The organism is Myxococcales bacterium (assembly GCA_022184915.1).
GTDB lineage: Bacteria > Myxococcota_A > Polyangia > Fen-1088 > Fen-1088 > JAGTJU01.
The window spans coordinates 1-13,998 of record JAGTJU010000001.1 but is presented as its reverse complement, the minus strand read 5'-3'; the positions used below and the strand labels follow the sequence as shown (position 1 = coordinate 13,998).

Here is a 13,998-nt window from a genome sequence, read left to right as displayed (position 1 = left end):
CACCGCACAACCAGACGCGCCGGCCACGCACGGGGGCCGGCACCGGGCCGCCTGCCGTGGCATCCTACCGAGGCTTTCCCGCGCCCCCGCCCATGATCGAGCTTTCCGGTATCAGCAAATCCTATCGTGCGGGCGTAGACGCGCTGCCTGTGCTGCGCAACATCAACCTACACATCGGGGCCGGAGAGCTGGTGGCCATCATGGGCTCTTCAGGCTCGGGCAAGTCGACCCTGCTCAACATCCTGGGCATCCTGGACGACTACGACGAAGGGCTCTACACCCTCGACGGCACCCCGATCAAAGATCTCAGCGAGGGCCGGGCGGCCCACTACCGCAACCGGTTTTTGGGCTTCGTCTTTCAGTCGTTCAACCTGTTGGCACTCAAGACCGCCACCGAAAACGTGGAGCTGCCGCTCCAGTACCGGGGCGTGCCCCGGCGCCTGCGCCGTGAAATGGCGTTGGCCGCCCTCGAACGGGTGGGCTTGTCGGCCCGCGCCTCGCACCTGCCTTCGGAGATGTCGGGCGGGGAAAAACAGCGCGTCGCCATCGCGCGGGCCTTGGTCACAGGGCCTCGCCTGGTGTTGGCCGACGAACCCACCGGGGCCCTCGACACGAAAACCTCGCATCAGATCATGGAGCTGCTCGAGGAGGCGAACGCGGCGGGCGTCACCCTGGTGATCGTCACCCACGAGCCCGACGTGGCCGCGCGCTGCCGCCGCCTGGTGCGCATCCGTGATGGCCAGATCCAAGAGGGAGACGCCGAGCCCCCCGCCCGGGCGGGGGCGCAGCCGGCCACGCCATGAACACGCTCGACCGATGGCGCGAGGTGGGCTCCTCGCTCGCGCGCCGCAAGCTGCGCACGGCCTTGACCGCGCTCTCCGTCGCCTGGGGCATCTTCATGCTGGTTTTGTTGCTGGCGGCGGGCAACGGCCTCGCCAACGGCGCCGAGAGTGCCTTTCGCGACATCGCCACGAACAGCGTGTGGCTGTTTCCCTCCCCCACCCAAAAGGCCTTTGCGGGCCACCCCAAGGGCCGGATCATTCGCATGACGAACGACGACTTCACCTTCGTCAAAAACGCCGTCACCGAGGCCGACCACGTCAGCGCCCGCTACCGTCCCCGCGAAGACGCCACGGTGTCCCGCCGCGGCCGCCAGGGAGCTTTTTCGGTCAAGGCCGTTCCCGCAGAGAACAGGTTCCTCGAGCGCACCAACATCAGCCGGGGCCGCTACCTCGACGACCTCGACATCCAGGAGCGCCGCAAGGTGGCGGTGGCCGGCCAAAAGGTGATCTCCGTGCTCTTCCCAGGCGGCGAAGACCCCCTCGGCCAGTCCATCTCGATTGGCCGCAGCACCTTCACGATCGTGGGCACCTTCAGCGACGAAGGCGATCAGGGCGAACAAGACACGATCTTCATCCCCCTGTCCACGGGCCAGTTGGTGCTGGGGGGCACGAAGGACGTGGACAGGGTCATGTTCACCGTGGGCACCACGCCCGTAGCCGAAGCCGAGGCCGTGGTGGACGATCTCAAGCGGAGACTGGGCGCCCGCCACGGCTTCGATCCCACGGACAAGGGCGCCATTCGCGTGCGCAACAACCACTTCATGCACCAGAAGATGATGGGCGTGCTGTGGGCCATCCGCAGCTTCGTGTGGCTCATCGGCCTTGGCACCATCCTGGCGGGCGTGGTCGGCGTGGGCAACATCATGCTGATCTCCGTCAAAGAGCGCACGAAGGAGTTCGGCGTGCGCAAGGCCCTGGGGGCCAAGCCTTCATCGATCGTGCTCATGGTGCTCGAGGAAGCATTGCTGGTGACGACCACCGCCGGTTATCTCGGGCTCGTGGCCGCCGTGGCCACGGTGGAATTCGGCAGCCGGCTCTTGCCCGACGACAACACCTTCTTCCGCAACCCCGAGGTGGATGTGCGCGTGGGCCTCATGGCCACGCTGATCCTCGTGGTGGCCGGCTTGCTCGCAGGCCTGTGGCCGGCGCGTCGGGCGGCGCGCGTAAACCCGGTGGAGGCGCTCCGCGCGGAGTGAGCCATGCGCGCGCTCGATCGGTGGAACGAGGTCTTCGAGACCCTGCGACGCAACAGGCTGCGCACCTTCCTCACGTCTTGCGGGGTGTTCTGGGGCGTGTTCATGCTGATCGTCATGTTGGGCTTCGGGCGAGGCCTCGAGCGCGGCGTGATGGGCAGCCTGGGCCGCTTCGCCCGCAACGCCATCTACGTGTGGTCGGGCACCACCACGAAGCCCTACAAGGGCCACGGCCCGAACCGGCAAATTCGCTTGATGGGCAGCGATGGCGCGCTCCTGGCCGAGCGGGTCCCGGGGGTGTTGGCCGTCGCCCCCCGCACCCACGGCGGCTGGGGGGCCACGTCGCCCGTGTCGCGGCGGGAGCGCTCCGACACGTTTACCGTATCCGGGGACGTGCCGGAGTTCCTACAGATCGAAGGGCTCGTCGTCGACAAGGGACGCTTTTTGAATCCGCTCGATCTCTCGGAGTTCCGCAAAGTGGCCGTCATCGGGCAGCGGGTCTTCGAGACGCTCTTTACGCCCGACGAAGATCCCATCGGCCAGCAGATTCGCATCCAGGGCGCCACCTTCGACGTGGTGGGCACATTCCACTCCGAGTCGTCCGGCGAGCGCGCGGACTTCATGAACGGGCGGATCTATCTGCCGCGCTCGACCTTCAACCGCATGAACGGCCGCGGCGATGAAGTGCACTACTTCACGATCCTGCTCGACGAAGGTGTGTCGTCGAGCGAGGTCGAGGCCCAAGCCGCCCAGTTGCTCAAACGGCGGCACCAAGTGGACCCCGACGATCCCGGAGGGATCGAAAGCTACAACAGCGAAAAAGACTTCCGCCGCCTCTCGAACCTCTTTTTGGGCATCGCCACGCTCTCGTGGATCGTGGGGGTCATGACCCTCCTGGCCGGTGCGCTCGGCGTCAGCAACATCCTGATGATCTCGATCAACGAACGCACGAGGGAGTTCGGCATCCGCAAGGCCATCGGCGCCACCCCCCGTTCGATCATGGCGCAGGTCGTGGAGGAGGCCGTGGTGCTCACGGGGCTTGCGGGTGGCCTCGGCCTCTCGGCCGGCGTGGGTGTGCTGGCCTTGTCACAGAAGATCTTCGAGTCCATGCCGAAGACCCGCGGGCCTCAGTTCTTCGCGCCTCCCGATCTCGATCTCCCCAAGGCCCTCGTGGCCGTGGCCATTCTCACCCTCGTGGGCGCGCTGGCCGGGCTGGCCCCCGCCCGCACGGCCGTTGCCATCAAGCCCGTCGAAGCGCTGGCTCACGAATGACCCTGAACGCATCATGAAACGCAGCTTTCCCATCGTCATCGCTCTCCTCATCGTGCTGCTCATGGGCGGCACCCTCTGGTTCCTCTACAGCAAGTCCCGTCCGCGGGAGGCCAAGGCGGAAACGGAGAAGCCCTTTCGCACGGAGATCCTGAAAAAATCAGTGGCCTCCGGCACCATCTCGCCCCGTCGCGAGGTGGAGCTCAAACCCAAGGTGGCGGGCATCTTGCGCAACCTCTTCGTCAAGCCGGGCGATGAAGTCAAAAAGGGCGACGTCGTAGGCGAGGTGGAGATCATCGTGGATCCCGTCGGACTCAACGAAGCCGAGCTGCGCTTCAAGTCAGCCGTGCTGCGGGAAGAGCGGGCCAAGCGCGACCTCGATCGCGTTGTGCCTCTGGCGGCCCAGGGAAACCTGGCCGCGGCCGAGCTGGACCGTTTCCAGGCCGAGCACGAGCTGGCTGTCGAGGAGATGAACACCGCCCGCAGCCGCGTTCAGCTGCTGCGCGCGGGCGCGCTGAAGCAGACCCGCGGGGCGCCCACCCTCATCGAGAGCACCGTCGACGGCACCGTGCTGTCCATCCCGGTCAAGGTGGGCAGCTCGGTGATCAACGCCAACAGCTTCAACCCGGGCACCACGGTGGCCTTCGTCGCCGACATGAGTGACATGATCTTCAAGGGCACCGTGGACGAGTCCGAGGTGGGCAAGCTGAAGGCCGGCATGCCCGTGCAGATCGTCATCGGTGCGCTCAACGATTCCACCTTCGAGGGCACGCTGCAGTTCGTGGCCCCCAAGAGCGTGGTCAAGCTGACTGCCGGCACCACCGAGTTCGAGATCGAGGCCGCCTTTTCAGCTCCCAAGGGCGTCACGGTACGCGCGGGCTACAGCGCCAATGCGAACATCGTTCTCGAGCGCCGCACCAACGTTTTGGCGGTCTCGGAGAGTTTCCTCGTGTTCGAGAAGGGCAAGCCACACGTCGAGGTGGTGAAGGGCGAGGGCCCCGCCCAGCGTCGGCCGATCGAGGTAGGGCTCTCGGACGGTCTCAAAATCGAAGTTTTGGGGGGTGTGACCGAAGCCGACACCCTCCGCAAACCCCCGCCGGCCCCCTGAGCGGGCCCGCGGCCGTGCTCACACCTCGATGAGCAAACGCTCGGGATCCTCGATGCACTCCTTGACCCGCTTGAGGAAGGAGACCGCCTCGCGCCCGTCGACGATCCGGTGATCGTAAGACAGGGCCAGGTACATCATGGGCTTGATCACGACCTGGCCGTTGACCGCCACGGGACGATCTTGAATGGCGTGCAGCCCCAAGATGCCGCTTTGGGGCGGGTTCAAGATGGGCGTCGAGAGCAACGATCCGTAAATGCCGCCGTTGCTGATGGTGAAGCTTCCCCCCTGAAGCTCCTCGAGCGCAAGCTTGTTGTCGCGGGCACGCGTTGCCAGCTCGGCCACGGTCTTTTCGATCTCGGCCAGCGAAAGCCGGTGGGCGTCGCGCACCACGGGCACCACCAGACCCCGGCCGCCGCCTACGGCCACGCCGATGTCGAAGTAGTCCTTGTAGATGATGTCCGTGCCACGGACCTCGGCGTTCACGATCGGGAAGGCCTTGAGCGCCTCCACCACGGCCTTGACGTAAAAGGACATGAAGCCCAGCTTGATGCCGTGGCGCGCCAGGAACGAATCCTGGTAGCGCTTCCGCAACGACATCACGCTCTCCATGTTCACTTCGTTGAAGGTGGTCAGGATCGCCGCGTTTTGCTGCGCCTCGAGCAGGCGACGGGCCACCGTTTTGCGCAGCGGCGTCATCGGCACCACGCGCTCCACATCGGCCCGGCTCCGTGGGGCCCCCGCGCCGGTGCGCCGTGCAGGCCCACCCACCACGTCCACGGGCGGGGCAGGCTGCGTGGCCCGCACCACGTCTTCACGTTCGATGCGACCGGCAGGACCGGTGGCGTGAACGGCCGCCGGCGCAAGGTTGTGTTCGGCCATCATGCGGCGAACGGCGGGAGACGCCTTCACGGGCGCGCCGTTGCCGGCTGACGAAGCCGCGGCGGGCATGGGCTTGTCTGTGCCCACGGCCGGCGTGGCGGCTACCGACCTTGGCGGCTCGGCGGCCTTTGGCGCCTCGGGGGCCGGGGCACTTTCGGCGGCAGGAGGCGCAGCGCTCGCCTCGGCGCCGGCCTCGATCTCGGCGATGATCTGACCCACCTTCGCGCTGTCCCCCTGCGCGATCATGATCTTTCGCAACACGCCCGAAACGGGCGAAGGGATCTCCATCGACGCTTTGTCGCTTTCCACCTCGACCAGCGCCTCGTCGGCGTTCACCTGCTGCCCCTCGGCCTTCTTCCAGGTACCTATGGTCACTTCGGTGACCGACTCTCCGATCTGAGGAACTTTGACCGTCTGGGTGGTGCTCATGGTGCGCTCGACTGGGGCTCAGGACTTGGGCGGGGGAATGCGCAGGGCCTGCCGGATCAGGTGCGCGTGTTCGAGTTTGTGGCGCGTGGCCGAACCGGTGGCCGGAGACGCCGACACAGGACGGCTTATACCGCCAAACCGGAAAAACGAAAGCAGCACGGGACGAAGCTGGCGATAAATGTAGTGCCACGCACCCATGTTTCGGTGCTCTTCCTGCACCCACATGCACTCGATGCCTTCCTTGTAGTCGGAGAGCGCTTCGAGGATCTCGTCGAGCCGCAGGGGCGCCAGCTGCTCGACACGGATGATGGCCACATCGTCGATGCCATGCTCTTTCCGGGCGGCCGCCAGGTCGTAGTACACCTTGCCGCTGCACAGCAGGACCCGCGTCACCTTCTCGGGATCCACGTCGGCATCCGGGATCACGTTTTGGAAGTGACCCGTGTAAAAGTCCTCGAGCGGCGAGACGGCCGCGGGATGTCGCAACAGCGACTTCGGCGACATCATGATGAGCGGCTTGCGGTAGGGCCGTCCCACCTGGCGTCGCAGCACATGGAAGTACTGCGCCGGCGTGGTCAGGTTGCAGACCTGAATGTTGTCGTTCACCGACATGTTCAAGAAGCGCTCGAGCCGGGCGCTCGAGTGTTCGGGCCCCTGCCCCTCCATGCCATGCGGAAGCAGCATCACGAGCCCGCTCACCCGGCGCCACTTGGCCTCCGACGAGACCAGGAACTGATCGATGATCACCTGGGCGCCGTTGACGAAGTCGCCGAACTGGGCCTCCCACAGCACGAGCCCATCGGGTGTGTCGAGGCTGTAGCCGTACTCGAACCCGAGCACGCCGGCCTCCGAGAGCAAGCTGTCGTAGATCTCGAACGAGCCCTGATCGGCCGAAAGATGGGCGAGCGAGGTGTACTCCTCGCCCGTCTCGTAGTCGATGAGCGTCGAGTGGCGGTGGCTGAAGGTGCCGCGTCGGACGTCCTGGCCCGACATGCGCACGCGAACACCCTCCCCCACGAGCGAGCCGAACGCCAGCGCTTCACCCATGCCCCAATCGATGGGACGTTCGCCCATGGCCATCTCTCGCCGCATGGCCAAAAGACGCTTGAGCTTCGGATGCGGCGTAAAGCGGGTCGGCACCGAGGAAAGCGAAACCCCCACGGTCTCGAGCGCCTCGCGCGACACGGCCGTCTCGATCTGCTTGTCGACGGGTTCTCGTCCGCCGCGCACCCGGGACCAGATGCCAGCGAAGGTGCTGGGGATCGGCGGCTGCTGCAGGCTCTTTGCGGTCTCGAGCGCCTCTTCGAGCTCGAGGCGCTTGCGCGCCGCCGCGGCCTCGGCGTCTTCCAACCGAATCGGCACCTCGCCCCCGGGGTCGGAGTTTGCGAAGTGCTCGACGTACGCCTCGCGCACGGGTTTCTTGGTGGCGATCCGGCGGTACATGAGCGGCTGGGTGTAGCTCGGCTCGTCGCCCTCGTTGTGGCCAAGCTTGCGGTAGCACCACATGTCGATGATGACGTCGCGGTGAAAGCGCTGCCGGAAGTCCACCGCCACGTCCACCACCTGCGCGACCGCCTCGGGATCTTCCGAGTTCACGTGCAAGATGGGCACCTGGAGCATGCGGCCCACGTCGGTGGAGTAGGTCGTGGAGTAGGTCTTGTCGGGCGAGGCGGTGAAGCCGATCTGGTTGTTCACCACGATGTGGATGGTTCCGCCCACGTTGTACGCGTCGAGGCCCGACATGTTGAAGGCCTCGTAGATCACGCCCTGCCCTGCGAACGCCGCGTCGCCGTGGATCAGGATGGGCAAGCCGCGTGAGCGATCCTTGTCGCCCATACGATCCTGCTTGGCGCGCACGCGCCCTTGAACCACGGTGTTGACCGCTTCGAGGTGGCTTGGGTTGAAGCCGAGCGAGATGTGCACCTTGCCGCTCGGAGTCTGCCGATCGGTCGAGTATCCGAGGTGGTACTTCACGTCTCCGCCTGGATCCCACTGAATGGCGCTGGCCTTGTCGAGGAACTCGGCGAAGACCTCCGCGGCCGGCTTACCGAGCGCCGTGGTCAACATGTTGAGGCGCCCGCGGTGGGCCATGGCGATCACCACCTCGCGCACGCCCTGCGAGGCCGACCGATCGATCACGCGATCGACGAGCGGGATCAGGCTCTCGGCGCCCTCGAGCGAAAAGCGCTTCGCCCCCAAAAACTTGGTCTGCAGGAACTGCTCGAAGACCTCGGCCTCCGTCACCTTACCCAAAAGCTGCAGCCGCTCGGCCCGCGACAGGAACACGCGGTTGCGGGTGGCCTCCACGCGGTGTTGCAGCCAGCTGCGCAGCTCGTTGTCGTGGATGTGCGCGAGCTCCACGCCGATGTGGCGGCAGTAGGTTTCGCGCAAGTGCTCGAGCACGTTCTTGAGCGGGCCCGAGGTCAGGCCGCCGTCGTCGTCGACTTTGACGATCGTGTCGATGTCCTCGAGGCCCAGCCCGTAATCGGCAAGCCGCATCTCGTTGCTGGCCCGATCGAGCAGATCCAAAGGATCCAGCCGGGCGGCCATGTGTCCAAGCTCGCGGTAATCCTCGATGAGGCGTCGGATGCGCTTGCCGCCCCGGGCTCGATGCGCCGCCACGGCGCCCACGTCGTCGAGATCGTCGATGAGGGTCAGGCTTGCGGCGGGGGCGGGCCCCCGGGCCGCCCCGGTGATGTCCGCGGAGGCCTCGGCGTGCGCCGAAGTGGGCCGCGCGACCGGCGCCGCCGTGTGCCCGTTGGTGCGACCATGCCCATTGACCTCGCGGCCTGGCTCCACGTGGGGGACCGCGACCGGGGCCTGAGACAATGCGCCCGCGGGCGGCGCGAGCCACAGGGGCTCACCGCGATCCACACGCGCGAAGGCATCCCGCCAGGCCGGATCCACCTCTGCCGAATCGTTCTGGTAGGCGAGATAGAGCGCTTCGACCCAATCGAGGTTCCCTGGTGAAACCTCCCAGTCGTGTGCGTCGGGCTGCCCCACCATGCCCTGTGGAATGCCTTCAGACATGGGGTCGCCCTTTCTGCGAAGGCGCGAGCCAAACGAGGCGCGATGAAACAGCCTCGGTCGGTGGGCCCGGGACGCGCGCCCGGGAGGCCCATGGGGAACGATCGCCCGGGAGGGCGGGGAGTCTGTAGGGAGAATGGATGCGGTACATGGATGGGGGGCACCCACGCGGGGGGCCTTCGAGGCCACCTATTCTAGTCGACGGGACGCCGCGCGTGAAAGGTCCGCCCAGAAAAAACACGGAGTCCGAGACCGATCGCCGCTTTTCGGTGGCGCATCACACCAGGGTCAGCCGAGGCGCGGGAGGCACCGGCGTTCGGGCGCGCTTTCCGTTCCGCTTGCTCGCGTACATGTCGCGGTCGGCGGCGCTGAGAAGCGCATGGGCATCAATTCCGTCGGTTGGCCACGTACTGTGGCCTACAGATAGATACAGAGAAAAAGCAGCAGTCCGGTTCCGGTGGTCGAGCGCCTCGGTGAGCCGCGCCACCACCCGGGCGGCCCCTTCGGCGCCGGTCTCAGGCAAGATGACCACGAACTCATCCCCCCCGAAGCGGCAGCAGACATCCTCGAGGCGCAGCGTCTCGCCCATGATGAGGGCCACCTCGCGCAGCACCCCGTCGCCCACCATGTGACCGTGCTCGTCGTTGATCTGCTTGAAGTCGTCCACGTCGACCAGCAGGAGGGAGCCCACCCGGTCCGGGTTGCGGGACAACCGCCGGACCTCCTCGTCGAGCCGCTCCTCGAAATAGCGCCGGTTCCGCAAGCCTGTGACGGAGTCGCGGTAGACCGCTTCCCGCAGGTGTTGCAAGGCACGCACCTGGCGTCGCAGACGCTCGTTTTCGCGCGCGAGCCTTTCGATTTCCGTGTTCACGTCCGTCTCCTCGGTGCGGCGGCGACGGCGGGGCGGGGGCTGGGGCTTGCTCGCCATTTTCATCGTGTGGGGTTCCCTGACTATCGACCCACCCGGCGGGGCCGATAAGGGCCTCTTCGCGTTTCCGGCAGGAAACGGACAAGACTCACGAAAAAGAGCGAGCCATCCACCTGAAACTTGACGGCTCTGCGGGGCTCCTCCAGGGTAGAAAACGCAACTAAGGGGAGGGTGTGATGATCGACAAGACGACGAAGAAGACGGTTGCGAAGGCGAGTGCGGGCAAGCAGGTGAAGGCGGTGGAGGCGAAGCCGGTCGCGAAGACGCGGGCGAAGGCGGCGAGCGCGAAACCCGCCGTGGCACCGCCCGAAGAGGCTCCGCAGGTCCCCGCCGCCAGCCCGGACCTGGCACCCGTGATGCCACAGGCCGAGAAACCCAAGTCCAGCGCCACGGCACGCCGGCCGAAGGCTGCAGTCACGCTGGCGCCGCTGCCCCTGGCGCCGTCCTGGGACGACGTGGCCCGCCGCGCCTACGAAATCTTCGAGCGCGAAGGCCATACGCACGGCAACGACCAGGATCACTGGTACCGCGCTGAATTCGAGCTTGGCGGACAGCCGCGCGGCGCCTGAGCCACGAGGGCCGTCGTTCCGAATCCGCGAAGCGGGTTTCCCACGACCCGTTTCGTACGGCCCTCACGGGAGTGAGCTCCGGTTGGCTGCTAGGCTCAGCAAGTTGTGATGGGAAATCTGCGTCGCTTCGACATATTGTTCTTCATCCTGGCCGCGTTCGGGATCCTCGCGATCCACGATGTGTGGGTGAGGTCGCAGACCGTAGCGAATGTGCCCTACAGCGACTTTTTGACCTGGGTCAAGGGCAACAAGGTCTCGGAAGTCGTGATTGGCACCGAGCAGATCCAGGGCGAGCTCAAGGAAGAGATCGACGGCAAAAAGCGCTTCGTGACCACGCGGGTCGATCCCAACCTGGCTTCGAAGCTGGACGACACGGGCGTCAAGTTCTCGGGACGCATCGAGAGCGATCTTCTGCCCAACATCCTCAGCTTCCTGCTGCCGCTCGCGCTGGTGATGTTCCTCTGGATCTTCATCATGCGGCGCTTCGCCAACCGCATCGGCGGCGGCGGCGGCGCCGGCGGGCTCATGTCGATCGGCAAGAGCAAGGCGAAGGTCTACGTGGAGACCGACGTCAAAACCACGTTCAAGGACGTGGCGGGTGTCGACGAATCCAAAGCGGAACTGGAAGAGGTGGTCTCGTTCCTCCGAGACCCGAAATCCTACGGCCGCCTCGGCGCACGCATGCCGAAGGGTTTGCTGCTGGTGGGTCCCCCCGGCACGGGCAAAACCTTGCTGGCCAAGGCCGTGGCAGGCGAAGCCGGTGTGCCCTTCTTTTCGATCTCCGGCTCTGAGTTCGTGGAAATGTTCGTGGGCGTGGGAGCCGCCCGCGTGCGTGACCTCTTCGAGCAGGCCCGCCAAAAAGCTCCGGCCATCATCTTCATCGACGAGCTCGACGCCATGGGGCGCGCTCGCAACGCCTACCCGGGCATGGGCGGCCACGACGAAAAAGAGCAAACCCTGAACCAGCTTCTGGTCGAGCTCGACGGCTTCGATTCGTCGTCGGGCATCGTGCTCATCGGCGCCACGAACCGCCCCGAAATTTTGGACCCGGCCTTGCTGCGCGCGGGCCGCTTCGACAGGCAGGTGCTGGTGGATCGACCCGACAAGATCGGCCGCAAGCAGATCCTCGAGGTGCACGTCAAGAAGGTGAAGCTCGACACCCAGGTCAACCTGGAAGAGGTGGCCAGCCTCACGCCGGGCTTCACCGGCGCCGACCTCGCGAACCTCGTCAACGAAGCGGCCCTCGTGGCCACCCGCCGCAGGGCCGACACGGTGATGCTGTCTGACTTCGAGCAAGCCATCGAACGGATCGTGGCGGGCCTGGAAAAGCGCAACCGGCTGCTCAACCCGCACGAACGCCGCGTGGTGGCGTTTCACGAGATGGGGCACGCCCTGGTGGCGGCGGCGCTGCCGGGCTCGGATCCCGTGCAGAAGATCTCCATCATTCCTCGGGGCGTCGGCGCGCTGGGCTACACGATTCAGCGTCCCCTCGAGGATCGCTACCTGATGACGCGCACCGAGCTGGAAAACAAGATGGCCGTGCTGCTCGGGGGCAGAGCCGCCGAGTTGGAGGTGTTCAACCATCTGTCCACGGGAGCGGCGGACGATCTGGCCAAGGTGGCCAACATCGCCCGCAACATGGTGACCCGCTACGCGATGGTGCCGGAGCTGGGCAACGTGGCCTACGAGACGGACGGGCCCAATTTCCTCGGCACGCCCGGAGCCCCCGTCGCCGGCCGCCCGGCCTACAGCGACGAGACGGCCCGCCAGATCGACGAAGCGGTCACCCGGATCGTGGGCGCCACCTTTGCGAGGGCCCGCGCGATCCTGAGCCTCAACCGCCCTCTGCTCGACGAAGGGGCCACCACGCTGCTGGCGCAGGAAACGCTGGTCGAAGCCGATCTCAAGAAGCTGTTTGCCCGCATCCAAGTCGATGCGGCTGCAGCCTGACGCGCGCAGGGACCTACATCCGCGGGCTTTAGGGCGCCGCGCGCACATATCGCGGCGCTCGGGGCGGCGTTACACTGGAAAGTGGTGTCACCGCCCGCCGCACGTTTTTTCGTGGCCCCCGACATTTCCGCGTCGCCCCGGCGATGCGTGCGCCTCTTCGGGTGGGTGCTGGCGGTGGTCCTCTCGGCATGCGGGAGCTCCGACGAGCTCGCGCCGGCCCCCGTGTTCGCGCCCGATGCCCGGGCGCCGCGCGAGGCGGGGGAGCTGCCCGTCTTTGGCACGCCCGGGCGCGAGGTGGTGGATCCCTTCGCGGGCTCGTGTGCGTCCAACACCATCCGGCCCGAACGTGTGCCGCTCGATCTGATCTTCATGATCGACACCTCCGGCTCGATGGCCGATGCCACACCGGGTGGCACCTCCAAGTGGGACGCCGTGCGTGCGGCCTTCACGTCCTTCGCCCGCGCCGCCGAATCGGACGGGGTGAGCGCGGCGCTGCACTTCTTCCCCCAGGTGCAACCGAACGTACCCGCTGAGTGTACGACCCCCGCGCAATGTGGGGCCTTCGGTCCTTGTGAGACGTTCAAGGCCTGCGCGGGCAGCAGCACCCTGCCCTCGTGCACCACCGATGCCGACTGCGGCACGCTCGGCCCCTGCGCCCCGCTCGGCCGCTGTGGCGCGCAACCCGCCTTCTGTGTGCCCGTGGGCGAACGCTGTTCCTCGCAAAGTGGCGACGTCTGTCGTGCCTTGCCGGGGCGCTGCGCCGGGCGAGACATCTGCGCGCCCGAGACCTACGCGCAAGCAGGCTCCCCGCTGGTGGCCCTGCCGGCCGGCGCCAGCACGCTCCTGGGATTGCTCGCGGACAAGAGCCCCGAGGGCATGACGCCCACCGGCCCCGCCCTCGAAGGCGCGCTCACCCGGGCGCGCAGCCAGGTCGCGAACACCCCGGGCCGGCGCGCGGCCGTGGTGTTGGCCACCGACGGCTTCCCCACGAACTGCAGCCCGCGCGGCATCGCGGAGATCGCCGCGGTGGCGGCCGGGGCCCTGGCCACGTCACCGCCGATCCCCACCTTCGTGATCGGTGTGTTCACGCCCGAGGAATCGTCGGATGCGTCCCTCAATCTGTCCCGCATCGCCCAGGCGGGCGGCAGCGGCAAACCCACGGTCGTTTCGACCAGCGGCAACGTGAGCCAGGGCTTCCTGGCCGCGCTGAACGACATCCGGGCGGCGGCGCTGGCGTGCGCGTACCAGATCCCGAAGGCCGAGCGGGGCCAAATCGATCTTCAGCAGGTCAACGTACGCTTCCTCACCGGCGCCAACGCCTACCTCACGATAGGCCAGGTGCCGGCGCCCGCAGCGTGCAGCCCCTCGAAAGGCGGCTGGTACTACACCCTTGACGCGACGACTCAGCAGCCGACCGGCATCACCGTCTGCCCGACCACCTGCGACCTTTTCCGCGCCGATCCGCGGGGGCGGGTGGACCTGATCTTGGGCTGCCAGACCGTACAGGTCGACTAAAAGCCGCGCCGCGCTGTCTTGTTGCGTTATTGCCGTAACACGGCTGTGACAATTTGGACGCGTATCTGTTGCATTGCTGTCACGGACTCGGAGAGGCGCGCACCTACACTGGCGCGAGGTTCAAGAAAGCCGCGGGAGCCTTCATCCTGCGCGCGCCCTTTTCCATCGAGCACCCGCAACATGCCGAAACGACGATTCCCCACGAAACACCGGTGGCTGGCCCTGTGTGCCGGCGCCACGGCGGCCCTGCTGGTCGCGGTCCCTGCCGCAACCGGACGCGCCGAGCAGG

Annotated in this window: 10 protein-coding genes; 7 read left to right on the top strand and 3 right to left on the bottom strand. The window is 66.7% G+C overall.

Annotation, left to right across the window (positions count from 1 at the left end; translation table 11 throughout):
* The first annotated feature begins 92 nt into the window (after positions 1-92).
* Genes KA712_00050 through KA712_00035 form a run of 4 tightly spaced genes read left to right on the top strand, consistent with a single transcriptional unit; the run spans position 93 to position 4,412 of the window.
* A complete protein-coding gene (locus KA712_00050; protein ID MCG5051328.1) occupies positions 93-803 on the top strand; it encodes an ABC transporter ATP-binding protein in 711 nt (236 codons plus the stop codon).
* Positions 800-2,038 (top strand): ABC transporter permease, encoded by a 1,239-nt coding sequence (locus tag KA712_00045; protein ID MCG5051327.1) that lies wholly within the window; start codon positions 800-802, stop codon positions 2,036-2,038. Before KA712_00050 ends, KA712_00045 begins: the two co-directional genes overlap by 4 nt.
* A gap of 3 nt (positions 2,039-2,041) precedes the next feature.
* Complete coding sequence (locus KA712_00040; protein MCG5051326.1) at positions 2,042-3,307, top strand: ABC transporter permease; 1,266 nt, start codon at positions 2,042-2,044, stop codon at positions 3,305-3,307.
* Between the two features lie 13 nt (positions 3,308-3,320).
* The gene (locus KA712_00035) at positions 3,321-4,412 is read left to right on the top strand and encodes an efflux RND transporter periplasmic adaptor subunit (protein MCG5051325.1); all 1,092 of its coding nucleotides are present in this window, start codon (positions 3,321-3,323) and stop codon (positions 4,410-4,412) included.
* 18 nt (positions 4,413-4,430) lie between these two features.
* Here the strand turns inward: KA712_00035 and odhB are convergent, their stop codons facing one another.
* The 3 genes from odhB to KA712_00020 all read right to left on the bottom strand — a co-directional run bounded on the left by odhB (position 4,431) and on the right by KA712_00020 (position 9,675).
* A complete protein-coding gene (gene odhB / locus KA712_00030; protein ID MCG5051324.1) occupies positions 4,431-5,720 on the bottom strand; it encodes a 2-oxoglutarate dehydrogenase complex dihydrolipoyllysine-residue succinyltransferase in 1,290 nt (429 codons plus the stop codon).
* An 18-nt stretch (positions 5,721-5,738) separates the two neighbouring features.
* Positions 5,739-8,750, bottom strand: coding sequence for a 2-oxoglutarate dehydrogenase E1 component (locus KA712_00025; GenBank protein ID MCG5051323.1), 3,012 nt, complete (start codon positions 8,748-8,750; stop codon positions 5,739-5,741).
* A 274-nt stretch (positions 8,751-9,024) separates the two neighbouring features.
* Positions 9,025-9,675 carry a GGDEF domain-containing protein gene (locus tag KA712_00020; GenBank protein MCG5051322.1) on the bottom strand — a complete coding sequence of 217 codons (651 nt, stop codon included), beginning with the start codon at positions 9,673-9,675 and terminating at the stop codon, positions 9,025-9,027.
* Between the two features lie 176 nt (positions 9,676-9,851).
* On the opposite strand from KA712_00020, the gene KA712_00015 reads away from it, so the two are divergent.
* The 3 genes from KA712_00015 to KA712_00005 all read left to right on the top strand — a co-directional run bounded on the left by KA712_00015 (position 9,852) and on the right by KA712_00005 (position 13,709).
* A complete protein-coding gene (locus tag KA712_00015; protein MCG5051321.1) occupies positions 9,852-10,244 on the top strand; it encodes a DUF2934 domain-containing protein in 393 nt (130 codons plus the stop codon).
* Between the two features lie 108 nt (positions 10,245-10,352).
* On the top strand, positions 10,353-12,194 hold the full coding sequence (ftsH, locus tag KA712_00010; GenBank protein ID MCG5051320.1) for an ATP-dependent zinc metalloprotease FtsH: 1,842 nt from the start codon (positions 10,353-10,355) through the stop codon (positions 12,192-12,194).
* A gap of 84 nt (positions 12,195-12,278) precedes the next feature.
* Complete coding sequence (locus KA712_00005) at positions 12,279-13,709, top strand: hypothetical protein (GenBank protein MCG5051319.1); 1,431 nt, start codon at positions 12,279-12,281, stop codon at positions 13,707-13,709.
* Positions 13,710-13,998 lie beyond the last annotated feature (289 nt).